Annotated in this window: 26 protein-coding genes; 12 read left to right on the forward strand and 14 right to left on the reverse strand. The window is 62.3% G+C overall.

What is annotated here, in order from left to right; translation table 11 throughout:
• Positions 1 to 1,128, reverse strand: a complete 1,128-nt coding sequence (pdhA, locus tag M0639_RS29310; protein WP_003942481.1) for a pyruvate dehydrogenase (acetyl-transferring) E1 component subunit alpha — start codon at positions 1,126 to 1,128, stop codon at positions 1 to 3.
• A 154-nt stretch (positions 1,129 to 1,282) separates the two neighbouring features.
• Between pdhA and M0639_RS29315 the strand changes: the two genes are divergently transcribed.
• The 3 genes from M0639_RS29315 to M0639_RS29325 are packed head-to-tail and all read left to right on the forward strand — an operon-like array spanning position 1,283 to position 2,947.
• Complete coding sequence (locus M0639_RS29315) at positions 1,283 to 1,753, forward strand: Lrp/AsnC family transcriptional regulator (RefSeq protein WP_020971454.1); 471 nt, start codon at positions 1,283 to 1,285, stop codon at positions 1,751 to 1,753.
• A gap of 46 nt (positions 1,754 to 1,799) precedes the next feature.
• Positions 1,800 to 2,624, forward strand: coding sequence for an MbnB/TglH/ChrH family RiPP precursor modification enzyme (locus M0639_RS29320; protein ID WP_064075705.1), 825 nt, complete (start codon positions 1,800 to 1,802; stop codon positions 2,622 to 2,624).
• Positions 2,621 to 2,947: an SCO6045 C-terminal-like domain-containing protein gene (locus M0639_RS29325; protein ID WP_054801527.1), complete on the forward strand. Its 327-nt coding sequence runs from the start codon at positions 2,621 to 2,623 to the stop codon at positions 2,945 to 2,947. Before M0639_RS29320 ends, M0639_RS29325 begins: the two co-directional genes overlap by 4 nt.
• Here the strand turns inward: M0639_RS29325 and M0639_RS29330 are convergent.
• The 8 genes from M0639_RS29330 to M0639_RS29365 all read right to left on the reverse strand — a co-directional run bounded on the left by M0639_RS29330 (position 2,936) and on the right by M0639_RS29365 (position 10,228).
• Positions 2,936 to 3,730 (reverse strand): family 1 encapsulin nanocompartment shell protein, encoded by a 795-nt coding sequence (locus M0639_RS29330; RefSeq protein ID WP_003942478.1) that lies wholly within the window; start codon positions 3,728 to 3,730, stop codon positions 2,936 to 2,938. The genes M0639_RS29325 and M0639_RS29330 overlap by 12 nt on opposite strands.
• Positions 3,727 to 4,785 carry a Dyp-type peroxidase gene (locus M0639_RS29335; RefSeq protein WP_042447536.1) on the reverse strand — a complete coding sequence of 353 codons (1,059 nt, stop codon included), beginning with the start codon at positions 4,783 to 4,785 and terminating at the stop codon, positions 3,727 to 3,729. The genes M0639_RS29330 and M0639_RS29335 overlap by 4 nt, the downstream gene beginning before the upstream one ends.
• A gap of 68 nt (positions 4,786 to 4,853) precedes the next feature.
• Positions 4,854 to 5,810: an SMP-30/gluconolactonase/LRE family protein gene (locus tag M0639_RS29340; RefSeq protein WP_064075704.1), complete on the reverse strand. Its 957-nt coding sequence runs from the start codon at positions 5,808 to 5,810 to the stop codon at positions 4,854 to 4,856.
• Between the two features lie 33 nt (positions 5,811 to 5,843).
• The gene (locus M0639_RS29345) at positions 5,844 to 6,800 is read right to left on the reverse strand and encodes an alpha/beta fold hydrolase (protein ID WP_064075703.1); all 957 of its coding nucleotides are present in this window, start codon (positions 6,798 to 6,800) and stop codon (positions 5,844 to 5,846) included.
• Position 6,801: 1 nt separating this feature from the next.
• Positions 6,802 to 7,176 (reverse strand): nuclear transport factor 2 family protein, encoded by a 375-nt coding sequence (locus M0639_RS29350; RefSeq protein WP_003942502.1) that lies wholly within the window; start codon positions 7,174 to 7,176, stop codon positions 6,802 to 6,804.
• Positions 7,177 to 7,241: 65 nt separating this feature from the next.
• Positions 7,242 to 7,922: a hypothetical protein gene (locus M0639_RS29355; protein ID WP_064075702.1), complete on the reverse strand. Its 681-nt coding sequence runs from the start codon at positions 7,920 to 7,922 to the stop codon at positions 7,242 to 7,244.
• A gap of 54 nt (positions 7,923 to 7,976) precedes the next feature.
• Positions 7,977 to 9,407, reverse strand: a complete 1,431-nt coding sequence (locus tag M0639_RS29360; RefSeq protein WP_050655905.1) for an APC family permease — start codon at positions 9,405 to 9,407, stop codon at positions 7,977 to 7,979.
• 98 nt (positions 9,408 to 9,505) lie between these two features.
• Positions 9,506 to 10,228, reverse strand: coding sequence for a FadR/GntR family transcriptional regulator (locus tag M0639_RS29365; protein WP_021332595.1), 723 nt, complete (start codon positions 10,226 to 10,228; stop codon positions 9,506 to 9,508).
• A gap of 186 nt (positions 10,229 to 10,414) precedes the next feature.
• Here M0639_RS29365 and M0639_RS29370 point away from each other — a divergent pair, with 186 nt between their 5' ends.
• From M0639_RS29370 to M0639_RS29390, 5 genes are read left to right on the forward strand one after another with little or no spacing between them, the layout of a single operon-like run.
• A complete protein-coding gene (locus M0639_RS29370; protein WP_230691795.1) occupies positions 10,415 to 11,221 on the forward strand; it encodes a gamma-glutamyl-gamma-aminobutyrate hydrolase family protein in 807 nt (268 codons plus the stop codon).
• Positions 11,205 to 11,978: an SDR family NAD(P)-dependent oxidoreductase gene (locus M0639_RS29375; RefSeq protein WP_021332597.1), complete on the forward strand. Its 774-nt coding sequence runs from the start codon at positions 11,205 to 11,207 to the stop codon at positions 11,976 to 11,978. Before M0639_RS29370 ends, M0639_RS29375 begins: the two co-directional genes overlap by 17 nt.
• The gene (locus M0639_RS29380) at positions 11,975 to 13,351 is read left to right on the forward strand and encodes a glutamine synthetase family protein (protein WP_082893344.1); all 1,377 of its coding nucleotides are present in this window, start codon (positions 11,975 to 11,977) and stop codon (positions 13,349 to 13,351) included. The genes M0639_RS29375 and M0639_RS29380 overlap by 4 nt, the downstream gene beginning before the upstream one ends.
• Positions 13,352 to 13,382: 31 nt before the next feature.
• Positions 13,383 to 14,846 (forward strand): aldehyde dehydrogenase family protein, encoded by a 1,464-nt coding sequence (locus tag M0639_RS29385; protein WP_064075700.1) that lies wholly within the window; start codon positions 13,383 to 13,385, stop codon positions 14,844 to 14,846.
• Between the two features lie 18 nt (positions 14,847 to 14,864).
• Entirely contained in the window at positions 14,865 to 15,383 is a 519-nt protein-coding gene (locus M0639_RS29390; RefSeq protein WP_007729094.1) for a hypothetical protein, read from the forward strand.
• A 67-nt stretch (positions 15,384 to 15,450) separates the two neighbouring features.
• Here the strand turns inward: M0639_RS29390 and M0639_RS29395 are convergent, their stop codons facing one another.
• Together M0639_RS29395 and leuS are read right to left on the reverse strand one after the other, a co-directional pair.
• Positions 15,451 to 16,956 carry an MFS transporter gene (locus tag M0639_RS29395; protein WP_058037563.1) on the reverse strand — a complete coding sequence of 502 codons (1,506 nt, stop codon included), beginning with the start codon at positions 16,954 to 16,956 and terminating at the stop codon, positions 15,451 to 15,453.
• 425 nt (positions 16,957 to 17,381) lie between these two features.
• A complete protein-coding gene (leuS, locus tag M0639_RS29400; RefSeq protein WP_021332602.1) occupies positions 17,382 to 20,228 on the reverse strand; it encodes a leucine--tRNA ligase in 2,847 nt (948 codons plus the stop codon).
• 101 nt (positions 20,229 to 20,329) lie between these two features.
• Here leuS and M0639_RS29405 point away from each other — a divergent pair, with 101 nt between their 5' ends.
• Together M0639_RS29405 and M0639_RS29410 are read left to right on the forward strand one after the other, a co-directional pair.
• The gene (locus M0639_RS29405; RefSeq protein WP_003942484.1) at positions 20,330 to 20,824 is read left to right on the forward strand and encodes an SdpI family protein; all 495 of its coding nucleotides are present in this window, start codon (positions 20,330 to 20,332) and stop codon (positions 20,822 to 20,824) included.
• 5 nt (positions 20,825 to 20,829) lie between these two features.
• Positions 20,830 to 21,789, forward strand: a complete 960-nt coding sequence (locus M0639_RS29410; protein WP_231914980.1) for a DUF1648 domain-containing protein — start codon at positions 20,830 to 20,832, stop codon at positions 21,787 to 21,789.
• On the opposite strand, the gene M0639_RS29415 is transcribed toward M0639_RS29410, so the two are convergent.
• On the reverse strand, positions 21,758 to 22,453 hold the full coding sequence (locus M0639_RS29415) for a FadR/GntR family transcriptional regulator (RefSeq protein WP_047272655.1): 696 nt from the start codon (positions 22,451 to 22,453) through the stop codon (positions 21,758 to 21,760). The genes M0639_RS29410 and M0639_RS29415 overlap by 32 nt on opposite strands.
• A 162-nt stretch (positions 22,454 to 22,615) precedes the next feature.
• On the opposite strand from M0639_RS29415, the gene M0639_RS29420 reads away from it, so the two are divergent.
• Both M0639_RS29420 and M0639_RS29425 read left to right on the forward strand, forming a co-directional pair.
• Complete coding sequence (locus tag M0639_RS29420) at positions 22,616 to 23,785, forward strand: MFS transporter (RefSeq protein ID WP_063315350.1); 1,170 nt, start codon at positions 22,616 to 22,618, stop codon at positions 23,783 to 23,785.
• A 4-nt stretch (positions 23,786 to 23,789) separates the two neighbouring features.
• On the forward strand, positions 23,790 to 24,770 hold the full coding sequence (locus M0639_RS29425) for a bile acid:sodium symporter family protein (protein ID WP_003942582.1): 981 nt from the start codon (positions 23,790 to 23,792) through the stop codon (positions 24,768 to 24,770).
• Here the strand turns inward: M0639_RS29425 and M0639_RS29430 are convergent.
• On the reverse strand, positions 24,763 to 24,981 hold the full coding sequence (locus M0639_RS29430; RefSeq protein WP_042924370.1) for a hypothetical protein: 219 nt from the start codon (positions 24,979 to 24,981) through the stop codon (positions 24,763 to 24,765). The two genes, M0639_RS29425 and M0639_RS29430, sit on opposite strands and share 8 nt — an antisense overlap.
• A 55-nt stretch (positions 24,982 to 25,036) precedes the next feature.
• On the reverse strand, positions 25,037 to 25,642 hold the full coding sequence (locus M0639_RS29435; RefSeq protein WP_003942572.1) for a YqgE/AlgH family protein: 606 nt from the start codon (positions 25,640 to 25,642) through the stop codon (positions 25,037 to 25,039).
• Between the last annotated feature and the right edge of the window lie 50 nt (positions 25,643 to 25,692).

Genomic DNA, 25,692 nt, shown 5'->3' on the forward strand with positions numbered 1-25,692 from the left:
TCAGTGTCCCCCTGTGTCAGCGGCTTCGGCGGCAAGTTCGGTCTCGAGTTGCGCTTGTTGCTCACGCAACTGCGGTGTCTGCTCGGCGAAGACGTACCGGAACAGATCGAGCGGATCGTGCGGGCGGTCGACGTTCATGCCGGCGCGCAGTGTGGCGGCCGCGGTTTCTGCCTCTGCAGTCAGCGATTCCACGAACGCGTCGTCGATCAGATCGTGTGCGCGCAGATACTTTTCGAGACGCGGCAACGGATCTCGCCCGAGCCAGGCTTCCACCTCGGCGCTGTCGCGGTAGCGGGTGGCGTCGTCGGCATTGGTATGTGCGTCGATGCGATAAGTGTGTGCCTCGACGATCACCGGTCCGTTTCCGCTGCGGACGAAGCGTGCCGCCTCGTCCATGACGGCCAGCATCGCAACGGGATCGTTGCCGTCGACCTGCTCGCTGCCGATCCCGTAGCCGACGCCCTTGTGCGCCAACGTCGGTGCTGCGCTTTGGCGCGACAGTGGCACGCTGATCGCAAATCCGTTGTTCTGCACCAGAAAGATCACCGGCGCCTTGAAGACGGCGGCGAAGTTCAGCGCCTCGTGGAAATCGCCCTCACTGGTGGCGCCGTCACCACAGAGCGCCAAGGCGACGGTGTTCAAGCCCCGTCGAGACTCCCCGTAGGCCACCCCCGCTGCATGCAGCAATTGCGTTGCCAGCGGGGTGCACTGCGGCGCACTGCGCAGCGCGACCGGGTCGTACCCGCAATGCCAGTCGCCGGCAAGCATGCTCAGAATCTGCACCGGATCGACACCCCTGGCAGCCAACGCCATCGAATCCCGATAGGTGGGGAAGAGCCAGTCACTCGGCTCCAGACTCATCGCTGCCGCGATCTGGCATGCCTCCTGCCCTCGCGAGGACGGATACACGGCCAAGCGCCCCTGTTTGGTCAGTGCCGTAGCCTGCTGGTCGAAACGCCTGCCCAGGAACATCTTTCGATACATCGCGATCAGGCGATCGTCGCTCGGTTTTGCGTAGCGGGCCTCGCTGCGCGTCAGTTCTCCGGCAGGGTCGAGGTACTGCACCGCAGAATCGGCCGGCAGGAACTTCTGATACCGCAGTTCCCCCAAGGGTTCGACAAGTGTCACTTCTACCTCCAGAAGACGTTGTGTCCATCAGTATTCGCACTTCGGCGACGTAATGGCAGCAAGCGTCGAGGATTCAAGACAAACGGCCTATCATGAGGATTCGGGCAGCAATATGTCCATCAACCGACTCGACTACCGAACCAGGAATGGACAGATGGCCACCGAACCGCACGCTCTCGATGCGATCGACCGTCGCATCATCGCCGAGCTGGTCGCAGACAGTCGCATCTCCATGCGTGCACTGGCCGAGAAGGCGCACATATCCCGCGCTCACGCCTACGTCCGCATCGAAAGGCTCGAGGACGCCGGAATCATCACCGGATTCACGACGCGGATCGCCCACGAGAAGGCCGGACTCGGCTCCTCGGCATACGTTGCACTCTCGATCAGGCAGCACTCGTGGCGAGGTCTGGCGGCGTCCTTGAAGGCCCTGCCGTTTGTCGAGCACTTCTCCCTCCTCGGCGGCGACTTCGACGTTCTGGTGCTGGTCCGTGCCCCGGACAACCAGGAACTACGCCACACCGTTCTCGAAGAACTCCAGGGACTCGACGGGGTTCTCTCGACCAAAACGTGGCTGATCTTCGAAGAAGGCAACGGTCCGGGACCCAACTGGTTGCCCGGCTGATCCGTCTATAGTCGCCGTTAGCAGTTGCACACGGGAGGTGACTCGAATGACCCTGCACGGCCTGGGAATCGGTTGGCGCCCCGAGGTCTCCGGAATCATCGCGCAGCTCGACGGCCTGGCATTCTGCGAAGTCATTGCCGAATCCGTCGGAAACGAGATACCGCCGCACCTCGGCTCGCTGGGAGTTCCGGTGATCCCGCACGGAATCTCGCTCTCACTTGGCGGGGCCGATGCGGTAGATCAGGCACGGATCGATCACCTTGCGCGTGCATCCCAGCTACTGGGCGCTCCCTTGGCGAGCGAGCACATCGCATTCGTGCGTGCAGGCGGCATCGAGGCCGGCCACCTGCTCCCACTTCCGCGCACCTACGAAGCCGTCGACGCCCTGGTACGCAACATCACCCGGACTCAGGACGGTCTACCGGTGCCGTTCGCCGTCGAAAACGTTGCCGCCCTGTTCGACTGGCCGGACGACGAGTTGACCGAAGGGGAGTTTCTCGCGGAGATCGTCGAGCGCACCGGAGCCCTGCTGGTTCTCGACATCGCGAACGTCTATGCCAATGCCCTCAACCGAGGGCGTGATCCCTGGGCCGAGCTGAGCCGGCTACCACTCGAGCGAATCGCATACTGCCACATCGCCGGTGGCAGCATCAGCGACGGCAAATACCACGACACGCACACCGACCCGGTACCCGAAGCCGTGCTGGAACTCCTTGCGCAGTTCACCGCCGCCGGTCACCATCCCGCCATCATGCTCGAGCGCGACGGAAACTATCCGCCGGCACTGGAATTGCTCGACGAGCTCGATGCCATCGCCGACGCAGCTGGTCTGGATCGCATCACCGCGGGCACCGATTGGTCACGCACATGAGCACGCTCGGTGAGCGTCAAGAGGCGCTGATTCGCGCACTGGTGGCGGGTGGCGAACTGCCCGAAGGCTTCGACAAAGACGAAGCCGCCGTTGTCTCGGCGGCACTGCTCCGAAAGCGCGCAGGAGAAGTGGCGCACCACCTTCCGGTCGTGCGCCACACTCTCGGCGATCGTTATCTTCAGTTGTTCACAGCGTGGGCGGACGGACGACCGAAGACGTCTTCGCATGCGGATGCCCAGGCCTTTGTCGCCCATCTCCAGGACATCGGCGAACTGCCTCGCCCACCCTGGTATCAGAGGTTTCGAAAGGTCTCACGCAAGTGAGACAACAGCTTCGCTGGTGTACATGAGGAACGTCATCGATTCCTGGAAGTACAGCTCGACGGAGTTCGCATCGTGCGAGAGATAGCCGATGGACAGGTCCTGGCCCAGATGCAGTTCGTAGTCACCGCCACGCGTCGACAGCAGGAAAGCGCCGTCGATGGCCGGGGCCCAGATGATCTCGCCGTCGAGGACGCGTCGCAGGTGCTCGCGGATGGGGTAGCCGTGATCGGAGGTCTCGTTGATCGCGGTGAACGCATCTGCATTCAAGAGCAGTGAGTACGGTCCGTTGACACCGGCCAAGCGCAGCGACGTGATCGCCTGGCTGATGGCTTCCGGGTAGTCCTTGGCGTCGATGGGTAGCTTCAGTTCCGGGTTGGAACCGCTGGCCCGCACGCCGGTGATGCTGGCTGCGGGGTATCCCTCGAAGATGGCGCGGTCCTCGGCGAACGCGATCTGCTTGGCCGCGTCCTTGACGGGCTGCCAGTCGGAGTCCTTGGCGCCGCGTTCGACGTCGTCGATGGCCTGACGGCTGACGGTGAAAGGGACCCGCAGTTCGATGATCGGCTGGGACTGACGAGCATGTGCGATGACGCCGTCGGCCAAGGGATTGATCGGCACCTGATGCCCGAGTGGGATGGCCGCGAGATCGTCACCCGACGGTCCCTCCACATCCACGACACGACGACCGGCGACGTGACGCTTGAAGGTACGGCTCGCCTCTTCTTCGATCTCGGCCCAGGCTGCTGCCGAAATGGGTGCTAGGTCGCGGTGCAGGTTTGTCATTGCTGGGCACTCCTTTTGAGGCTGCCGATTCCGAGAGAACCGTCAGAGATGGGCGCTGTGAACGTCGCTTCGGGAACGAGCCTGGTCGGCAAGTCCGGGGGATCGTCGAGAAAGTCCGCCGTCGGAACGAAGAAATTGATTCCGGTGACGGCGGTGGAGAAATCGAGAATGCGGTCGTAATTGCCGACGGGATTCCCGATGAACATGTTGGTGAGCATCTGCTCGGTGACCGTAGGCGACGCCGAGTAACCGATGAAATAGGTACCCATCTCAGCGGAGCCGACGTGGCCGAACGGCATGTTGTCCCGCAGAATCTGGATCTGCTCACCGGATTCGTCCTCGATGACGGTGAGTGCGGTGTGGGAGTTGGCCGGCTTGGTGTCGTCGTCCATCTCGAGATCTTCGAGCTTGGAGCGTCCGATGACGTTCTCCTGCTCCTCGACGGGCAGGGAGTTCCACTCCGACATGTCGTGGAGGTACTTCTGGACGATGACGTAACTGCTGCCTGCGAAATCCGGATCCTCGTCACCGACGGTGACCGCGACGTAAGCGGCCTGCCCGGACGGGTTCTCGGTACCGTCGACAAAACCCATGAGGTCGCGTTGCTCGAAATACTTGAACCCGTGGACCTCGTCGATCACCGACGCGGCCCCGGCCAACCTGTTGGTCACGACCGTGGCGAACTCGAAGCACAGGTCCATCTGACGGGCCCGGATGTGAAACAACAGATCGCCCGGCGTGCGCGGGGCGTGGTGTTTGTCACCGGTCAACTCGACGAACGGATGCAATTCCGCCGGCCGTGGACCGTCGAAAAGTCGATCCCACGCATCCGAACCGATACCGACGACGGCAGCCAAGCCACCGGCGGGAACCCGGAATCCGATCGAGCGCTGCAGCCCGGAAATATCCGCCAGAACGTCGTGAACTGCCTGCTCACCACCCTCGTCGATGGTGAAAACCAGGAAGATCGCAGCTTCCGTGAGCGGGGTCAGCAACGGCTGCGGTATCGCGGGAAGGGCCACTTCGGCCTCGTCGATCTCACTCGTTTCCGCCATGCAGACCAGTATGGACGATTCCGGCAGTCCCGGCATCAGTAGTGGGTAAGTCGCGTCAGGGTGTCGCGTCAGGGTGTTGCGGCCTGGGCGCCCGCGTCGAAGCCGGCCGGAATCTCGAAGATCTTTCCGTCGAAGCCGGCGCGGTAGAGATGCCCGGCCGCGAAACCGGAATAGCCACGCCCGTAGGTCAACACACTCGACGCCTGCAGTCCGCTGGTGAGCGAGCAGTACTGGCCGGGTCCGTCGATCCGCCACACCTCACCACTGATGTCCGTGGGAACAATTGCGCGATCTCGCGAGTCCAAGGTCAAACCATCTGGGGCAGAGAAGGTTTCGAAACCACCGAGATCGACCAACGACTCCGAATATCCCGGATTGTCCACGGAGATGCGGCTGACACCCGGGTTTGCGAACGTGCGCGAAACGTAGAGCCAGCGATTATCGGCGCTCAGGGCAGCACCGTTTGCACTCGGGAAGGTTGCCCACGCCGGGTCGACGGAACCATTCGGGCTGACCTTTCCGATCAGCGAACCGAAATCGTTGGTGGCGTAGATCGTCCCGTCGTGCGCGACAGCAAGGCCGTTTGCAGCGCTCAGACCACCGGCTATCGGCGTCACGGCGCCCGAGTTCACGTCCACCCGCGCGACCGACGCAGCACGCGTCAGATCGCCGATCAGCACGCCGGCGTTTGCTCCGGTACCCACCAGCAGTGAACCGTCCGGGCTCCACGCGAGTGCGCCCGCACCGCCGGGAACCGTCGCGATCGGAACTGCGGCCTGACCAGGCCCGTCGACGCGGAAGATCCGCCCACTCACCAGGTCGGTCGTATACAGGCGCCCTTGCCCGTCCACCGTGACACCCTCGAGGGCCGCACCCGGAATCTGGGCGCTGAGTATGGCGGGTGACGATCCAGGGCAAGGCGGAGCGGCGGCGGCACCGGACACGCCCAGAGCCAGAAGCGAACCGGCAACAAGAGCACCGGTGATACCTACCCGAATACCGCGATCGAAGATCCTGGTGCGCATCTGCGCAACGCTAGACCTTCGGCCCGATTTCGCCTAGAGCGACCGAAGGAAAGAGAGCAAAAGTTCATTGACCTCGGCAGCGTGTTCTTGTTGTACGAAGTGCCCCGCACCGCCGAGGAGATGTACACCCCGCAGGTCGGGGACGGTGTCCTTCATTCGGTCCAATGCCTTGGGACCGCTCATCGCGATGACCGGGTCTTCCGCGCCCGCAACGAAGAGCGTCGGGACCTCGATGTGCGCTCCGTCCAGATCCGCGCTGCGTTCCCAATTGGCGTCATACGCTCGGTACCAGTTCAAGCCACCGGTGAAACCTGTTGCAGTAAAGGCCTTTACATAGACATCCAAATCATCCTCGGTGAGCCACGACCACGGCAACGCCGGCGCCTCGGGAAGTACGTCGAGATAGCCGTTTCCTTCGGAGGGGTTCTTCCACACATCGAGGTACCGGTAAGCCCCGGACAAGGCGTGGAAGAGCCGCTGAAGGAATTCACGTGGACGGGCGTCGAGTTCGCGCTCCGCAACACCCGGTTCCTGAAAATAGTGAATGTGCAGAAAGTGCTTGCGCGCCAAGGCGGCGTAGATGGCCGAGGGCTTGGCCGGGAATCTGTCCGGCGCATAGGGAACCGCCAAGGAGACCAGTCCCGCAACGCGATCGGGGTGACGAAGCGCTGTCGTCCACGCGACCGGAGCGCCGAAATCGTGTCCGACGAACACCGCTTTGTCGATTCCGAGAGCGTCGAGTAGGTCGATCAGCCGGTTCGCGACGGCGTCGTTGGTGTAGTCCTCGATCGCGTCGGGGCGGGTAGTGCCGCCGTAACCGGGCATGTCGAGTGCAATCGACCGAAAACCCGCTTCCGCCAACGCTGCCGACTGATGGCGATAGCTGTATCCGAGGCCGGGAAAGCCGTGGCACATGACCACAGCTGTCCCGGAACCGGAATCGTCGATCTGCCAACAGAATCCGTCGACGTCGATCGTCTTGACCGTCATGTCAGGCGGTGATCATGTCTTCCTGGTTCCAGAATGCACGCATCGACAGGATCTTTCCGTCGTCGTCGAAGGTCATGACGTCGATGGGTGCGATGGTCAGAGTCTGCTCGCCGAGCTTGGTGATCAGCGAGAAGTGGAATGCCGCTTCGTTTCCGGCAATGCGGAGGGTCTGAAGGTGAGCTTCCTGGTCGAAGTTCTCGATCACGGAGTAGAACTCGAGAATGGACTCGCGGGTGGTGCGCACGTCGGTACCAACCGGGTCTTCAACCGTTGCACCCTCTGCGTACAGGGCCACAACCTGGGCAGCAGTGCCCGTCGCAACGGTCTCGATGTAGGCGTCGACGGTCTTGCGGATTACCTCTGCGGACGGTGCCATGGTCTACCCCTCGTAGTTAGAACAGGTTCTAATTCTGAGGATAACCTACGACTCTGTTCCACGGGTCAGCTTTCGAGCACCTTGTGCAGGCGAGCCTTCTTCCGGTTCTCCCGCACGATCCAGACGACATCGGTGTCGTCCGACGCCTCCAGGGAGACGAATGCCGGCAGGGCATTCTCCGGATCCGCCGCAACCGCGACACTCCAGCAGTATCCGAGCGCCTGCCGGAGAGTCCGTGTGTCGGCCTCGCGACGAGAATCAGCTGGTTGCGAGACGATCCACTCGGTAGCGTCTCGGCACACCTGAACGGCCAGCGCAGCGTTGGTCTTGTCCTTCAGCAACCGTGGCTCGCAGATCCCCGCAGCCGCTGCGCGCAGCGTCAATGGATGGGCGGACCGCGACCACTGCTCGATGATCGCCCGCAATAATTGCGGATCCGTGTCACCTATCGCCTGAACGGCCATCGCGGCAGCTTCACGTGCACGCCACGACGCACTGGTGGTTGCCTCCGTGAGACTGTTCAGAACAGCCTTGTCGCGTGAACGAACAAGGATGAATCCGAGCCCGACGATCCCACAGCAGCGGATGTATTCGTCCTCGGACTCCGCCGCCAGCAGGATGTCGTCGTCATCGGCGCCGCGCGCGAACTCGAGCATGAGCCCAAGGTTCGCGCGCGGGCCGGGCAATCCTGAACGCTCCGTCAGGTAACTCCACAGTTCGTCACCGTCCAGATCCGCGAACGTCATGGGAGTCCTGCTTTCTCGAGTGCGGGTGCACCCATCATTTCACCGAAAGCCCTCTCACGACGGAAGTTCGAAGCTCACTTGCTTCCGTCGTCGCGCATAGAGGAATCCACCGACAAACGCGAGCACCAGCACCCCGGTCATCACCACGGCCAGAATGTTGCCGCCCAGTAGGAGCGGAAGGTTTCCGGCAATGGCGATCGCGAATCCGATCAGCCCGACAAGGCCCAAGCTCGGGGCAAGTTTGGTGTGCCAGAATCGCTGATCGACCTTCGTACGATGAAAGAAGACGAGCACCGCAAGGCACGTGAGCAACATGAGAGCCACGATCCCCACCGTTGCAACGCCGGCGAACCACGCGAAGATCTGTGTCACCGGATCCAGACCGATGACGATGCAAGCTCCGAGAAGTACCAGAGCACAGCAGGATTGCACCACTGACGCGATGTGCGGCGAACCATGCACGCGGTGCGTCCGCCCACCTGCGCCCGGCAGAACGCCGGTGTTCGACAGAACGAAGATGTATCTGGCCAAGACATTGTGGAGAGACAGAACTGCGGCAAAGAGACTGGACACCAACAGAATTTGAATCAGGTGGGCTGTCACCGTTCCGGCAAAGTCGGTGGCAGTGGTGATCAGCATGCCGTCGGGGTCAGTACCCGCAATGTCCACTGCACCCTTGTCGCCCCAGGCTGTCACAACCGCCCAACTGGAGAGAGCGTAGAAGCCGCCGATGAGGATCAAGGCGGCGTATGTCGCTCGCGGGATAGTCCGCGCGGGATCCTTCGCTTCGTCACGGAAGATCGCCGTCGACTCGAAACCGATGTAACCGGCAAGCGCGAATACCAATGCGACGCCGGGGGATCCGGAGAATATTTCCGACGGAGAGAACATTGCTGTCGACGGGCCTTCCGGACCACCGTCGGCGATGATGAAAGCGTCGAGTACGACTACGATCCCGACCTCTGCGATCAACAGGATGCCGAGCACCTTGCCCGACAATTCGATATGACGAAATCCGAGGACGGCTACCAGAGCCAACGAGGCGAGCGAGAAGATCCACCACGGCACCTCCGGACCACCGTAGGAGGTGATCAACGAACTCATTGCCGGGCCGAGGTAGCCGTATACGGCCAATTGCACTGTGCTGTAACTGACGAGGGCCAACATCGCACTGCCGACGCCGGCACCACGGCCGAGACCATGTCCGATGTAGAGATAGAACGCTCCGGTTCCCGGGATGTAACGCGACATCGCGGTGAACCCGACGGCGAAGAGCAGAAGTACACCGGTTGTCACGGCGAAGGTCATGGGGAAGCCCGCACCGTTGCCACCGGAAATACCCAGCGGCACAAGACCACTGATCACAGTCAGGGGAGCAGCTGCGGCAACGACCATGAGGACTATCGAGCCGGTACCCAGCGAGCCACGAAGAGTTCGGTCATCGCCGGATGCATCACGTGAAGCATTGACGGAAGTATGGGTCATACGGGCGATGTTAGAACCATTGAAGTCGATTCGGGACCCAATTCACAAAACTTTTACTTGCGAAAAACGGGACGAACCGTCCGTTCGTCGCGCTCCCGTCAGCCTTCTTCCTGCAGCGCCAAGCGTTTGAGCTCGTCTTTTGCGTGCAGAATGTGACGTTCCATTGCCTCCGCCGCGCGAGCGCTGTCGCCCCGCTTGATCGCCTCGAAGATTTCCTTGTGCTCCACCCTCGAAGCCTCGACCTGGTCTTCGAACACGAGATGATCGACGGGGACGAACATTTCGCCGCGAGCCTCGACCACAGCGGCCTCCAACCTGCTGTTTCCCGCCGCTCTGGCGATACCGCCGTGGAACCTGGCGTCACAAGCCCGGAACGATCCCCGACTCCCGGAAACCCCCAATTGCTCAATGGATTCGAGCAACTCGAGAAGATGACGATCGGTTCGCCGGACCGCCGCGAGGCTTGCCGTGCGCATTTCCAATCCGATACGGAGGTCGACGATCTCGTCGATGTCTGCTTCTCGCGCTTTCAACTGGCCAACCCAGTCTTCATAAGGCCTGGTCAACTCCGAAACGAACGATCCGCCCGTGGCTCCTCGCCGCACCTCGATGTATCCCATCGCCTGAAGGATTCGGACCGCTTCTCGCACACTGACTCGACCGACTTCGAGTTGCTGAGACAGTTCACGCTCGGATGGCAGGCGATCACCGGGGCTGAGCGCGCCGCTGTGAATGAGCAGTCGCAAGCGTCGAGCGATATCCTCCCCCAACGTCGGTGCACTGACCATGAATTCGATGGCCGGCAGCTTGTCGATCTGCACGTCTCGTACCCCCTACTCGGTGCCTGGACCGACACTTACGCTTCGTCTTGACCTACGAAATCGAACGCTCCCATTCGCAACTGTCCTTGAATAGATACAGCAGCGCGCGGCACTTCGAACCCGTTACCCCGACTTTACAAGCCAAACTCTAGCGAAAAGCCATTCAATGGTTCTATGCTCGCTCCTATGACCCAATTCACGATGACGGCGGAGGCACTCCCCGCCATGCCCCTGATCGGAGTCACCGGCCGCGTCGACCGCGGCGGGCCGTCACTACCCAACGTCGTCGGCGACGCGTTGATGGAAATGTTCTTCACCGATTTTCCCTCGAAAATCCGCGCTGCCGGTGGTCAACCGATCCTGCTGAGCATCCACAGTGATCCGCGCCGAATCGTCGAGCATCTCGATGCCCTCGTCCTCAGCGGTGGTTCCGACGTGGACCCCAGGCGATACGGCCGCACCCCCGGACCAAACTCCTCGATGATCGACCCCGCTCGGGACGAATTCGAGTTCGCCCTGGTCGATGCAGCCTGGGAAATCGGACTGCCGATCCTGGGAGTGTGCCGAGGACACCAGGTCGTCAACGTCGCCCGCGGGGGCACTCTGATTGCCGACCTTCCGACCGACGCCGGTGAGGCACACAGCTTCTTCGGTTATCCGCGTTCGTACCGACCGCAACAGGTCGCTCTGGAATCCGGTTCCGTCCCACACAGTCTGTTCGGCAACAGCATTCACGTGAACAGCCTTCACCACCAAGCCGTGGACACCCCGGGGAGCGGGCTTCGGATCGTCGGACGCGCGCTCGACGGCGTCGCCGAAGCCATCCAGGCCGCCGATCGCCCCGTGGTGGGCGTGCAGTGGCACCCCGAATTCTTCGTCGAAATCGACCCGCTCTTCTCGTGGCTCGTCGACGCTGCAACCTCCCGTCGGACCAATTCTTCTCACCAGATCGATCATCACAGAATGGAAGACAACAATGTCACGTACGCATGAGAACAAGGTTGCCCTGATCACCGGTGCAGGCTCCGGAATCGGCCGCGGCATCGCGCTGCGCCTCGCCTCCGACGGTGCCCGCGTCGCGGTCGTGGACCTTCACATCGAAAGTGCAAAGGAGACCGTCGCACTTATCGAATCGCAGTACGGCACACCCGCGCTCGCCCTTGAGGCCGATGTGCGCGACCGCGCCGCCGTGAGCGCCGCTTTCGAAGCCACCGTCGCCGAATGGGGACGCTTCGACTACCTCGTCAACAACGCCGGCCTGATCACGATGAGTTCTCTCGAGAACCTCACCGACGAAGAGTGGGACCTCGTCCTCGACGTCAATCTCAAAGGCATGTTCATCGTCACGCAGATCGCCACCCCGTACTTCCGCGACGGCAACAGCGGCGCTGTGGTGAACTTGTCGACGGTGGAAGCGGACGTGGTCGTGTCCTCCCAGGGCTTCGCACAGGTCCACTACAACGCGTCGAAGGGTGGAGTGAAGATGCTGACGAAGGCTCTGGCCGTCGAACTCTCGCGGTACAACGTACGAGTCAACGCGATCGCCCCCGGGCCGGTCCCCACCGCCTTCCTGCCTGGCATCGACGTCTCCTCCGGCGAAGTTCTCGACTTCATGAAGTCCAGACTCCTGGTGCCGCGCGTCGGCCGCCCCGAGGACATGGGTGCTGCAGTCTCCTTCCTGCTCTCCGACGACGCCTCCTACATCAGTGGAGTCCAGCTGCCCGTCGACGGCGGATGGCTTGCCCGATGAAAGGCCGGCTCACCACGGCCGAGCTCGCCGAGTCCGACATCGACACCGTCCTCATCGCCGGTATCGACCTCTACGGACGGTTGATCGGCAAACGAGTCCCGATGCGAATTTTCCTCGCGAACATCGACGAGGGCCTGCATGTGTGCACCTGTGTGTATGCCTGGGATGCCAGCCAACGCATGGACAAACTCGTTGTCGACTACGCCGGCGGACACACCGGCTGGCATGACTTCCGCCTGCAACCTGACCTGGGAACACTGCGACGCGCGTCGTGGCTCGAGTCCACTGCCATCGTCATCGCTGACTCGGTCGACGAACATACCGGCGAGATGGTCCCGATCGCACCGCGCACGATCCTGCGCAAACAGATCGACAAGCTCGAAGCTGACGGCCACACCGTCTACGCGGCAACGGAACTCGAGTTCCACCTCTACCGAGGTACCCCCGACGCATTGCGGCGCAGCGGCTATCGGGATCTCGAACCCACCACCCTGGTGCCCTCGGATTACACCATCACCGCCGGCAACGCGATGGAACCTTTCTTCCGCAAGGTACGAACCGCGTTGGAGGAGAGCGCGATTCCCGTGGAGGTCTCTCAGGTCGAATACGGCCTGGGCCAGTGGGAGATCAACCTCGAATACGGAACCGCCCTCGAGATGGCCGACCGCCATGTGCTATTCAAGCAGGTCGTCCACGACGTCGCTGCGGCAGAAGGGCTCACTGCTACCTTCATGGCACGTCCGAGCACCGACGGCATGGGCTCGTCGTGTCATATTCACGCGTCCATGCGGAGCGACGACACCTTCCCATTCCACGACGAAAGCGCAGAAAACACCGCGAGCGCCGAGCTGCTGCACGCCGTCGGCGGAGTTCTCGAGCACTGCCCGGAACTCATGCTGTTCTACACGCCGACCATCAACTCGATGCGCCGGACCAGAGCCAGCCACGATTTCTCGGGGAACGGCTTGACCTGGGGTTTCGACAACAGGACCACCACCTGCCGACTCATCACCGGGGCACCGTCCGCCAACCGTCTCGAAATGAGACTGCCAGGGGCGGACGCAAATCCGTATCTCGCACTGGCCGCAGTCTTGGCATCGATGAACGACGGTCTGACACGAAAGCTCGATCCCGGCGCACCGGTACGACGCGACGGGTACAGCGACACAGACACACTCGAGAAGGTGAAGCAACAACCGCTGCCCGGCACACTCGACGAGGCGGCGCGTGCGCTCGAGGCCAGTGAGTTCGCACTCGCGGCGTTCGGCGCCGAGGTCGTATCGCACTATGCGGCGGTCGCCAAGGACGAATGGGATTCCTTCATGTCCGCGGTCACCGACTGGGAACGCGAACGCTACCTCGACAACATCTGACCTACAAACGATTTCGCCACGAAGGACAGTCATGACCACTTCATGCTCACTCGTGCCCCAGAACAACACGATCGACGGAAACGTCGAAACACCGGCTATCGACCTCGGCGAATTTCTCACCGATCCCGACACCGGAGAGAAACTGCAAGCCCAACTCTCGTCCTCCACCGAACAGGTGGAGAGGGCGATCACCGCCGCGACAGAACTTCACCGATCGGGTGTCTGGACCCGTCGATCGGTCGCCGACCGGGTGCGCCTACTCGAGAGAACGGCTGAACTTGTCGAAGAACGGACTGCGGCGATCGCTCGTGAGGACTCCAAGAACAACGGCCTTCCGCTTTCGATCAGCACACTTTTCGCCGGCGGACATCCCGATCTGTTCCGCAGTGCTGCAACGCATCTGAAGAACTCCTCCGGGTTCGAGCAGTTGCCGTCAGGTGCACATTTACATCGGCTGGCGTGGGGCCCGACCGCTGTGATCGCACCGTGGAACGCACCGAGCTTCATCACCGCCAAGAAGACCGCATTCGCTTTGGCCGCAGGTGCTCCGGTAATCGCCAAGCCCTCCAACTGGGCACCGTCGGGTCCCAACGTGCTTGCCGAGGCGATCTCACGTGCCATCGCCGAAGTCGACGCGCCGAAAGCTCTGTTTCAACTCGTTCACGGAGGCGGGGACGTCGGGCATCTACTGGCCTCCGATCGACGAATCCGAGCACTGGCGTTCACCGGCGGCCGAGCGGCCGGTAGTTCCATCGCCGCTGCAGCTTCTACCGATTTCAAGGCTCTTCAACTCGAGCTCGGCAGCAACAACCCCGTGATCATCCGCGCCGACGCCGACATCGATCTGACTGCCGCCGCACTCGTCGACGGGTTCACCAAACTCAACGGGCAATGGTGTGAGAGTCCGGGAAGCGTCTTCGTGCCGCCGCACCTTCACGACCGGCTTGTCGACGCAATACTCGACCGCACGGCCGAAATCGCACTCGGCCGAACCGATGACGCCAACACCACGATGGGTCCGCAGGCGAACGAGCCTCAACTCCAACGGATGCGGGATACCGTCGAATTCCTCCGTGGCGTGGGCGGCACGGCCGTCTCGAGCACCCCCGTGCCTGACGATTCCGGATGGTTCTTCCCACCGACAGTGGTGCACGGAATCTCGTCGGAGCAGACCAAATCGGAGACCTTCGGGCCGATCCTGACGGTGCACCGAGCATCAACCGACGAGGAAGCTCTGCTCGAGGCCAACGCTCTCGATACCGGCCTGGCCGGATACGTGTTCGGCGCCGACGTCGACGCCGCTCGTGAACTTGCGACCCGAATCGATTGCGGTGAGAACAAGATCAACAGCACCAGCCTCCTGGACCTAGACGACCACTCGACCCAGAGTTTCTGGGGCGGAAGCGGTATCGGCGCACACGGCGACGCAGAGCTTCTCGACTTCTTCCGGGGATCGAGAATCATCGGGGTCGATGCGCCCGGACTTCCTCTCTAGGCGGAGGAGGTCGAGGAAATGGGTGAAGCGGCTCGGGTGGGCACCGATACGAGTCGGGTGGGCACCATGGTGGTCGAATGCCACGATACCGCGGCGGTTCTCGCACGTATTTCGTCGCTGGGGTGGAAGCTCGGCGTCGAGGTCGTCAGCCTGTCTACATGGGTATCCGTGACATCGCCGGGAGTCACCGGAATGTCGATCGCGTACCGTTGCCCGGCAACGATCTCCGACGCCATGTTGATCAAGCGTCTCAACAAGATCATCGGGATAGTTCGCATCAAGACGGACCACGGCCCGTTCGTTCCGGTGACACCACAGGTCGGCCTACACGTCACCGCGACTTTCCAACGCGTCGATCCAGTGGCGCTGGTGGCGTACCGGCACGGCGCAACTGTGTGCAGTCAAGCGAACAATGTTCTGTCGGTACAACTCACCACCACCCGATCGATCGCGGACACATTCGTATCTGATCTGGCACAGGTCGCAGAGCGTCCGCTGCGGGGTGAGATCTCGCTGCAGGAGATTCATCTTGCATGACGTCGAAGTGCCACCACGGCGATGTGCGGCTACGAACGTTGGCCAGTAGCCGCACATCATCGTGTGATCAGTGAGCAGGGAGGAGGGACGTCTCCTGCTGCACACCGTCTTCTGCGCCGATCTGGACGATGTTTCGAGGCAGGAACACGGCTGCGATCGCGCCGAGAACTGCTGCAGCAGCACCGATCAGGAACGCGATACGCATGCCCTCGTCGGTGTAGAACACAGCGCCCTCCATCGCCATCGCGATGTGCGAGTTCAAGACCGTGAAGGCGATGACGGGAAGCACTGCGGGGAAGATGCTCTGAAAGACCGCAACCATGCTCGCCGTGGTTGCCTGCAACTGCGGCGGCACTGCCTCGATGAGCAGGTTCGGGATGGAGGCGTAGCCCATACCCATACCGACACCGAAGATTCCGGCAAAGATGATGAGCAGAGGCTTGTTGTCGTGAATGGTGGCCGTCAACGTGAATCCGACTGCCATGAGTATCATTCCGATGATCATCAGCAGACGGGGCCGGATGTTGCGCCCCACGAGGAAGCCCACGATCAAACCACCGACCACCACCATGCCGCCAAGGGGCGCCTGGAAGATCGCGAATCCCTCTGCCGTCACGCCGAATCCGTATCCCAGGCCGAGAACTGCTGGGGTCATCACCATCATCGGCAGCAAGATCGTGAAGACTCCCGACGCGCCGTAGCAGAACCCGGCACCGACGGCGGTGAGCATCACCGAACGCTTGCCGAAGTAGCGCAGGTCGATCAAGGGCTCGCGGATGGCTCGGGCAGAGGCAACCCAAGCCACCAACAGTGCGACGCCGCCGATCAGGTAGGCCAGTGTCGAACCGTTCTTCCAGCCCCAGGTCGGTCCGAAGCTGACGCCGATCAGAATTCCGGCGATGCCCGACCCGAGCAGTACCGCACCGATCAGGTCCAGCGAAGAGCGAAGTCGGACAGTTGATTCCGCCGTCGAAGCGAAGATCATGCCGCCGAGGAGAACCAGCCCGACGACAAAGAACCAGAAGATGCTCCGGAACCCGTGGTTGTCGATCAACCAACCGGTGAGGAACGGCGCCGGGATCGCAATCAAACCCATACCGGAAGTCGCGATACTGACGGCCAAGGCAACAGTTTTCGGCGGAAAAACATCTCGAATGAGGGAGTAACTCAGGAACAGGCAGGGAACCAGCAGACCCGTCAGCGACCGGCCCAGAATCAGGATCGCGTAGCTCGGCGCTATCGCCGAAATGAAGGATCCGACCGCCGCGCCGGCGACAGCCAAGAGCAGGACTTTTCGTTTGCCGTACATGTCGGCGAGCTTGCCGAGCAGAGGAGACGCGACCGCCCCCAGCAGCAAGAACGACGTGAGCAGCCAAGCTCCCTGCGTCGTTTGATAGTGCACCGAGATCGCAGGGAGAGCAGTGGAGATCATCATGTAGCTCACTGCGAGCATCTCGAGAAGTAGAACAATCGACGCCAGGGAGAACACCAGTCGCGGAGTCCACCGCTCCGGTATCGATGTCGGTTCGGGCAAACTGGGAGACGAACCGTCGCTGTGGACATGAGACGCCATGGCTGGAAGATCCTTTCGGGAACACCTACGAATTCGATTGACCCTCTGTCGAATACCGTCGACGGGGGCCTAGCCGGGAAGTGCAATGGAACGACAGCTACCGATCTCGGTAACGTGTTACCTGCATCACAGCCCTCACATCGAACACGCGCTACCAAATGTTCCGTGGAGCGGGACATTCAGGACAACGACTGATTGGCGTCACAAACTCGAACCTGGCCTTGGATTATGAGCAACGGCAACGATTTTCGGTTCGAACTTGAACGTGGAGCCATTCCCATTTCGAAATACCGACCAACCCGTACTTGACGATCCCGCCTTTGAGGTTCCCCCTCGGTGTCAACGTCGGGAATCATCCCCCAGAAACGACTGTGCGCCGTTTCGGTAGCGGTAACTACCAAAACGGCGCACAGGGGCCGAAGGCCCTACAGAACTATGTTCACCATCTTTCCCGGCACAACGATCACCTTGCGGGGTGCGTTGCCCTCGAGCAGAGCGACGATCTTCTCGTCGGCCAGCGCAATCTCTTCGACAGCCTTGCGATCGGCATCTGCCGGGACGCTGATGCGGCTACGAACCTTGCCGTTGACCTGGATCGGGTACTCGACGGTATCCTCGACGAGCCACTTCTCCTCGACTGCCGGGAAGGGTCCGTGCGCAAGGGATTCCGTGTGACCCAGACGCGACCACAGCTCTTCCGCGAGGTGCGGCGCCAGGGGAGCGAGCATCAGCACCAGCGGCTCGACAGCAGCACGCGGCGCACCGCCCGGGAACGCCTTGGTGAGGTGGTTGTTGTACTCGATCAGCTTCGCGGCGGCCGTGTTGTCGCGCAGCGCCGTGTAATCCTCGATGACACCGGAAATCGCCTTGTTGAGCGCACGCAAAGTCTCTTCACCAGGAGCTTCGTCGGTGACACGGGGCTTGCCGGTCTCCTCGTCGATGACGACGCGCCACACTCGCTGCAGGAATCGCGCAGCACCGACGACGTCCTTGGTAGCCCACGGACGCGAGGTGTCCAGCGGACCCATCGACATCTCGTACACACGCAGAGTGTCTGCACCGAACTCGGCGCAGATCTCGTCCGGCGCAACGGCATTCTTCAGGCTCTTGCCCATCTTGCCGTACTCGCGGTTGACCTCGGCGCCTTCGTAGAAGAACTTGCCGTCACGCTCGACGACCTCTTCCGCCGGCACGTAGACGCCGCGGGCATCGGTGTACGCGAATGCCTGGATGTAGCCCTGGTTGTACAGGCGGCGGTACGGCTCGCTCGAGGACACGTAGCCCAGGTCGAACAGAACCTTGTGCCAGAAGCGCGAGTACAGCAGGTGCAGCACTGCGTGCTCGACGCCGCCGACGTACAGGTCGACTCCACCGGGATCGTTGGGGCCGTGCAGTTCCGGACGCGGGCCCGTCCAGTACGCCTCGTTCTGCGGGTCGCAGAAGGCGTCCTGGTTGGTGGGGTCGATGTAGCGCAGCTGGTACCACGAGCTACCTGCCCACTGCGGCATGACGTTGGTGTCGCGGTGGTAGGTCTGCAGACCGTCACCGAGATCGAGCTCGACGTTGACCCAATCGGTCGCCTTGTTCAGCGGGGGAGAGGGCTCGGAGTTGGCGTCGTCCGGATCGAAGGACACGGGTGCGTAGTCCTCGACCTCCGGAAGCACCACGGGCAGAGCCGAATCCGGCAGAGCGTGTGCGTTGCCGTCCGCGTCGTAGACGATCGGGAAGGGCTCGCCCCAGTAACGCTGACGCGCGAAAAGCCAGTCGCGCAGCTTGTACTGGATGGTGCCCTTGCCCTGGCCGCTCTCCTCGAGGCGACTGATGACGGTCGCCTTGGCCTCGGCAACGTCCAGCCCGTCGAGGTAGTCGGAGTTCACCAGCGGGCCGTCACCGGAGTACGCAGCCTCCGAAACATTGCCACCGGCAATAACTTCGAGAATATCCAGACCGAACGCGTTCGCGAACTCCCAGTCACGGTGATCGTGTCCCGGAACTGCCATGATCGCACCGGTGCCGTAACCCGTCAGAACGTAGTCGGCGATGAAGATCGGAACCTTGTGTCCATTGACCGGATTGACGGCGTAGGAACCAAGGAAGACGCCCGTCTTCTCCTTGTTTTCCTGGCGCTCCAGGTCGGTCTTGGCGGCAATCGACTTACGGTATGCAGCAACAGCTTCCGCCGGAGTCGTGGCACCGCCAGTCCAGCGCGCGTCGACACCTTCGGGCCACTCGTCCGCGACGAGCTTGTCCACCAAGTCGTGCTCAGGAGCCAGCGTCACGTAGGTGGCGCCGAACAGCGTGTCCGGACGGGTAGTGAACACATCGACGCCGTACTCGCCTGCAGCAAAGGTAACTTCGGCACCGTACGAGCGTCCGATCCAGTTGCGCTGCATGGCCTTGACCTTGTCCGGCCAATCCAGGTACTCGAGGTCGTCGACCAGGCGATCGGAGTACGCGGTGATGCGCATCATCCACTGCTGGAGATGCTTACGGAAGACTGGGAAGTTTCCGCGGTCACTACGACCGTCGGCGGTGACTTCCTCGTTGGCCAGGACGGTACCCAAACCGGGGCACCAGTTGACCATCGAATCCGACTGGTAGACAAGGCGGTACGAGTCCAGAACCTTGGCCTTCGCGGCCACGTCCAACGAAGCCCACTCGCGTCCGTCTTCCAGAGCGCGCTCACCGGAATCGAACTCGGCTTCCAACTCGGAGATACGACGCGCCTTGCCGGCTTCCTTGTCGTACCAGGCGCCGTGGATCTGCAGGAAGATCCACTGCGTCCAGTGGTAGAAGTCGACGTCCGTCGTCGCGAGGCTACGACGCTCGTCGTGCCCCAGACCCAGGCGTCGCAGCTGGCGCTTCATGTTGGCGATGTTGGACTCGGTGGTCGTCCGCGGGTGGGTACCCGTCTGCACGGCGTACTGCTCGGCCGGGAGACCGAACGCGTCGTAGCCGAGGGTGTGCAGGACATTGCGCCCCTGCATGCGATGGAAGCGCGCGAAGACGTCCGTAGCGATGTATCCGAGCGGGTGACCGACGTGCAGACCCGAACCCGAGGGGTACGGGAACATGTCCTGCACGAAGAGCTTGTCGGCGGGAACACCGTCGGGCGAGGAGAGCGGACCGACCGGATTGGGCGCGTTGAACGTGCCTTCCTCACTCCAGCGGTCCTGCCAGTGCTGCTCGATCTGGCCGGCGAGCTCCGCGGTGTAGCGGTGCTGCGGAGTTGCGTCGGCTGGTGAATCGGGGGACTGCGGAGACTCGGTCACTATGGTCGCTATCTACTTGGCTGACGGAAATACCGATAACCAGGGTAGAGCCTGCACGACCCGGGCATACCATCAACTCCACTCGCGCCTATCCTGTATGGGTGATCGTTGTCGCTGTGGTGCTATTCGTGCTCGCTGTCGCCGTAGGTGGAGTTGCCGTCGCCGGACTGATCGGCAAACTCCCGCGCAACCGCTGGGCCGGTGTCCGCACCGAGGATTCCCTGCGGAGCGAGGAGTCGTTCGCCCTCGCCAACAAGGTGGCCGGTCCGACCATGCTCGCGGCCGCTGGAATGTTGGTCATCGGCGGAGTCGCAGCACTGACCATCGGCGGAGTCTTCGGCATTGCCGTCGCGATCATCGCCGTCGTCGTCGCCGTCCTCACTGCCGGTTTCGGTGGAGGCATCGGCACCCGCGCAGCCGCCGCGCTCCCGCAGCAGAGCGGATGCGGTAACGACTGCAACTGCGGCGGGCACTCCGAGCCTGCCGCCGACGAGCCGGTGGCGGAGACCCCCGAGGCCAAGGCGAACGCTGCCGCTTGCGGCACCGCTTCCTGCGGTGCCTGCGCGCTCAAGGATGCTTGCCAGCCGGCTCATTGATTCACGTGAAACATCGCGTGGTCGACCCGGCCGGGGTCGTATTCGGGCTAGTCGTTCCGCTGTTGTGTGCGGTCTTCGGCTTCGTCCTGACAGAAATGTGGGAGCCTCGCCTCCCGGAGCAGATCGCGACTCACTGGACCACCACCTCGCCGGACGGCTTCTCCACCCCGTCGGCCAACGCATGGACCATTGCACTTTTGACACTGCTCTTCGGTGGCGGTCTCAGCGCGATTGCTGCTCTTGCTCCCGCGATGTTGATGATGCGTCGCTTCATGTTGGTTGTCGGGCTGAGCATGGTCGGGCTCGTCACGACAGTGAACTTCGCTTTGCTCTACACCCAACTCGATGTCGCCGATCCGTCCACGACGTCACTCCCGCTGTGGTCTCTCGGTGTCGGCTTTGCAGTCGGCGGGGTGCTGGGGTGGATCGGCGCCTCCTTCCTGCGCGACTACCGCGTCCGCACTCTTGCCACGATCGAACCCTCGGCCGGGTTGCCGCGAAGCAGCTGCCCTCTACCTATCTCCGACGACGTCGGATTCAGCACCAAAGGCTCGGTGATCCTCACTGCGATCACTCTGGCGCCCGGAGTCATCATGGCGTTGGCGATGCGGTCACTCTGGCCGTTGTTCATCTTCGGGGCACTCGGACTGCTCGTCGTCAGCTTGGTTCGCTTCCGGGTGATCGTCGACGAACGGGAGATCCGGGTGATCAACATGGGGATGGCTGCGATGACCTACGGCATCGAGGAAGTTGTCGGAGCCGACGTCGCGGAGATCAAACCGTTCGCGGACTTCGGCGGCTGGGGACTCAAGACCAAGGGTCGTCGTAACTACGGCGTCGTCACCCGCACCGGGCCAGCGGTGGTCATCACGTTCGCTTGTGGCGACCGACTCACGATCACGACACCCGGGGCCGAAGACATCGCCGGGTCACTCAATCGATTGGCCGACGCCCGGACTCGGTAACCGCCGAGCCTGAACCGATCGCTTCCTGAGTCTTCTCGAGATACCCACACGCCGCAGCCCTGGCTTTGGTGACATCGCGTTCGGCGATGGCTTCGGCAACTCCCTGATGATGCGAAGACGTCAGCGACGGCGGATGCACCCCTTCGGTCACCTCGTACGTGGCGCGGACGGTTTCGAGGATTCCGGCAAACAGATCTTTCAGCACGGGATTGTGGGCGGCATCGACGACGGCAATGTGAAACGCGAGATCGACGTCGACGAAGTTCTCGGCCGGGACGTCACGCTTGGTGGCCAGCTCACGAAGTATCCGGACGTCGTCGTCGCTGCGACGCTCACACGCCAACCGGACCGCTTCCATCTCGAGCGCACGACGCACTTCGAAGACGTATTTCATCTCGTCGACGGACGCGTGTCTGCCGAGCAGTCCGCCGATGTCGGTCCGAGCGCGCACGAAGGTCCCTGATCCGCGACGGATCTCCAGGACTCCCGTCGAGGTCAATGTCTTGATCGCTTCGCGCACGGTGTTCCGGCCGACGCCGAGAACACTCATCAGCTCCGGCTCGGTCGGAACACGATTGCCCACTGTCCAGACGCCGTCGGAGATCTGCGCGCGCATCCAGTCGAGGGATTGCTCGTACGCGGACTCTTTGCGAACAACGGTCATCAGCTCATCCTCACAGCATTAGCGGCGATCATTCCACTCACTTACGATACGTAGGACGACCCATGTATTTTCGCACTCTGTCTTCAGGAGGGGCTTCCCACGTCCGCCACAGCTGTCGCCACCGAAGAACGCACACGCCGCACCAATCGACACTTCTACGGCGTGGGCTACGTCCTCACCGTGATCCTCTTGGGCGCGAACATGCCCACCTCCGTCTACGGGCTCTACCGGACCGAGTTCGGATTCACGCCCACCATCCAGACGCTGATCTACGGCGTCTACGTCGCCGGCCTCGTTCCGGCATTGCTGTTCTTCGGACCGCTGTCCGACGCCCTCGGCCGACGCACCGTGCTCCTTACTGCACTCGCTCTGAGCGTCGTCGGCACGCTCGTTCTGGCATTTGCCGACGCGACGGTGTGGTTGTTCGTCGGCCGGATTGCCCAGGGAATCGCGGTGGGCGCGGCCAGTGCGGCGGGCAGCGCCGCATTGGTGGAGCAGGAACCGAAGTTCGATCACCGACGAGCAGCGCTCGTATCGACGGTGACGGGCGCGTTGGGCGGTGCGCTCGGACCACTCGTGTCCGGTGCAATCGCCCAGTACCTTCCGCAACCGCTGCGGTTGCCGTATCTGATCTTCCTCGTCGCGTTCATCCCGGCACTGATCGTGTTGCTGCTACTTCCGCGGATCGGGGACGTCACACGCCCGAAGCGGTTCTTCCAAATGCCACATGTTCCCGCCACTGTTCGCGAGACTTTCTGGCTCAGCTCGCTCGCCGTCGCGCTGTCGTGGGGCGCGGTCGGGCTCTTCCAGTCGGTGGTCCCGTCGTGGATGACCAGCCTGCTGAACATCGACAACCTTCTACTCGGCGGCGGGGCGGCCGCACTGGTGATGATCTGCTCGGTGGTCGCGCAACTCGGCGGAAGCCGCATGGACCCGCGCACGTCCGTCACCGCCGGCCTGGGAATCCTCGCTCTGGGAATGATCGGCCTCCTCGTGGTCGACCTCGTCCCGAGCCTGGCACTGCTTGGCGTCATCACCGTCGTGGTCGGCGCCGGGCACGGTCTGGCGTTTGCCGGCGGCATGAAGCGCGTCAACGCCGCCGCCCGGACCCACGCCCGCGAGAGCCACGGCGGAGTTCTGGCCGCGTTCTTCACCGTCAGCTACGCGGGACTGGCGATCCCGTCGATCATCGCGGGTATCGCCATCACCCTCCAGGGAATGCAGACGGCCATCATCGAGCTGTCGATCATCGGGACGCTGCTGTGCCTGGCGGTGATGGGCTTCAACCTTCGTGGGGCTCGAGAGCCCGCTGAAGCTCGCCGTTATCCTTAGCCAGGTGAAGTTTCTCAGTAGGTTCTACATCGACGGGTTCATCCTCGGCATCATCATCGCCGGCGTGCTCGGAAGTGTGTTCCCGGTATCGGGTACCGCGGAGAGCATTCTGAACTGGGCCACCAAGATCGCCATCGGCTTCTTGTTCCTGCTCTACGGCGCACGGCTCTCGCCGCAGGAAGCCTGGAAGGGCGTCAAGCACTGGCGACTGCACACCGTCGTCCTCGCCGCGACGTTCGTGCTGTTCCCACTGATCGGCCTAGCACTGCGATTCCTGTCACCGACGCTGATCAGCGACGAGCTCTACACCGGCATCCTCTACATGTGCCTGGTTCCGTCGACGGTTCAGTCTTCGATCGCGTTCACCTCGATCGCCAAGGGGAACGTCGCGGGCGCGATCGTCAGTGCGTCGTTCTCCAACCTGATCGGCGTCTTCGTCACACCGCTGCTGGTGGTTCTGCTGATGAACACCACCGGCCAGGCGACGGTCGACTTCTCGTCGATCCTCGACATCGTCGTACAGTTGCTGATCCCGTTCATCGTCGGTCAGCTGATCCGCCCGCTGGTGATCGGATGGCTGCAGAAGTACGCCGAACCCACCAAGTACGTCGATCGCGGATCGATCCTCCTCGTTGTCTTCGCCGCCTTCAGCGAAAGCATGAAAGAGGGGATCTGGAGCACCATCACGATCTGGCAGATCGTGATCCTCACAATCGTGTGCTGCCTGATTCTCGCGCTGGTTCTCGGCGTGACCACTCTCGCGGGGCGCAAGCTCGGGTTCGATCTTCCCGATCAGATCGTCATCATCTTCTGCGGGTCGAAGAAGTCCTTGGCAACGGGCCTACCGATGGCGGCTGTACTGTTCGCGGGCCAGCCCGTCGGCCTGATCGTGTTGCCGCTGATGATCTTCCATCAGATCCAACTGATCGTGTGTGCTGCGATGGCGCAACGCTTCGCGAATCGGGATCCGGTCAGCGTCAGCTAGCGAGCAACTCGCCTCGGGTCGCGTCGACGCAGCCGCAACCGCCCTGCAGTTCAGCACAATCGATGGACAGCGCATGGCGGACCGATGCCAGGTCGAGGCAGTTCGCGCCGGTGCATTCGAGTGATCCGTCGGCATGCCGTAGCAAAGAATCGTGGCAGTGATCGACATCCGAAACACAATCCGCGCACTGGATCTGACGCTCAGCGATCATTGCTGCCACCTCTCTCGAAAACGATGACACAGGAATATCATCGACCTCCGACAAGTCAGTTTCGTTCCACCTCGATGGGGTGGCTGGCCAGCATCGCCACGGGTAGCGGCTGGCGTCGTAGCACCCGTGCCCAGACATCGACTCGGGGCGGCGTCAGCACATCCGACGGCAGCGAGCTGATCACCATCCAGTCTTCACGCTCGAGCTCCGAATCCAGCTGGCCCAGAGTCCAACCCGAGTACCCGGCAAAAATGCGGATCCCTTCGACCAAAGGAGCAATGACCTCCGGGTCCGAGTCCAGATCCACCATGACTACCTTGCCGTCCACCCGCCGCAGGCCGGCGACGCCGTCGATCCGCGCACCGTTGCGAGCGATGCCCAGGCAAAGCGCCGAGTCACGCTTGACTGGTCCACCGATGTACAGGGCCGAAGGATGCGCGGTCAGCGGTGACCACTGCGGCAACACGTTCTGCACGGCCGTCTCACTCGGCCGATTGACGACGACGCCCAGGCTCCCGGCGTCGTTGTGCTCGATCATGTAGATGACGGTGCGGCGAAATGCGGGTTCCGTGAGATCGGTCGACGACACCAACAAACTGCCCGGACGAACCTCCGGTTCTATCCAGGCCATTCGATCCTCGGGTTCTTCTGCGTGCGCCACAAGGACATCATCTCACCGACAACTGCGTGCGGAGGAACGAGACACAAGCG

The organism is Rhodococcus qingshengii JCM 15477, from assembly GCF_023221595.1.
GTDB lineage: Bacteria > Actinomycetota > Actinomycetes > Mycobacteriales > Mycobacteriaceae > Rhodococcus_F > Rhodococcus_F qingshengii.

Bases quoted from the DNA above. Each gene is read 5' to 3' on its own strand.
- M0639_RS29375 (WP_021332597.1), top strand. From the start codon at position 11,205: ATGTCACGTACGCATGAGAACAAGGTTGCCCTGATCACCGGTGCAGGC.
- M0639_RS29335 (WP_042447536.1), bottom strand. From the start codon at position 4,785: ATGGCGGAAACGAGTGAGATCGACGAGGCCGAAGTGGCCCTTCCCGCG.
- M0639_RS29380 (WP_082893344.1), top strand. From the start codon at position 11,975: ATGAAAGGCCGGCTCACCACGGCCGAGCTCGCCGAGTCCGACATCGAC.
- M0639_RS29360 (WP_050655905.1), bottom strand. From the start codon at position 9,407: ATGACCCATACTTCCGTCAATGCTTCACGTGATGCATCCGGCGATGAC.
- M0639_RS29430 (WP_042924370.1), bottom strand. From the start codon at position 24,981: ATGATCGCTGAGCGTCAGATCCAGTGCGCGGATTGTGTTTCGGATGTC.
- M0639_RS29320 (WP_064075705.1), top strand. From the start codon at position 1,800: ATGACCCTGCACGGCCTGGGAATCGGTTGGCGCCCCGAGGTCTCCGGA.
- M0639_RS29325 (WP_054801527.1), top strand. From the start codon at position 2,621: ATGAGCACGCTCGGTGAGCGTCAAGAGGCGCTGATTCGCGCACTGGTG.
- M0639_RS29370 (WP_230691795.1), top strand. From the start codon at position 10,415: ATGACCCAATTCACGATGACGGCGGAGGCACTCCCCGCCATGCCCCTG.
- M0639_RS29350 (WP_003942502.1), bottom strand. From the start codon at position 7,176: ATGGCACCGTCCGCAGAGGTAATCCGCAAGACCGTCGACGCCTACATC.
- M0639_RS29355 (WP_064075702.1), bottom strand. From the start codon at position 7,922: ATGACGTTCGCGGATCTGGACGGTGACGAACTGTGGAGTTACCTGACG.
- M0639_RS29415 (WP_047272655.1), bottom strand. From the start codon at position 22,453: ATGACCGTTGTTCGCAAAGAGTCCGCGTACGAGCAATCCCTCGACTGG.
- M0639_RS29345 (WP_064075703.1), bottom strand. From the start codon at position 6,800: ATGACGGTCAAGACGATCGACGTCGACGGATTCTGTTGGCAGATCGAC.
- M0639_RS29315 (WP_020971454.1), top strand. From the start codon at position 1,283: ATGGCCACCGAACCGCACGCTCTCGATGCGATCGACCGTCGCATCATC.
- M0639_RS29395 (WP_058037563.1), bottom strand. From the start codon at position 16,956: ATGGCGTCTCATGTCCACAGCGACGGTTCGTCTCCCAGTTTGCCCGAA.
- M0639_RS29390 (WP_007729094.1), top strand. From the start codon at position 14,865: ATGGGTGAAGCGGCTCGGGTGGGCACCGATACGAGTCGGGTGGGCACC.
- M0639_RS29385 (WP_064075700.1), top strand. From the start codon at position 13,383: ATGACCACTTCATGCTCACTCGTGCCCCAGAACAACACGATCGACGGA.
- M0639_RS29340 (WP_064075704.1), bottom strand. From the start codon at position 5,810: ATGCGCACCAGGATCTTCGATCGCGGTATTCGGGTAGGTATCACCGGT.
- M0639_RS29330 (WP_003942478.1), bottom strand. From the start codon at position 3,730: ATGACAAACCTGCACCGCGACCTAGCACCCATTTCGGCAGCAGCCTGG.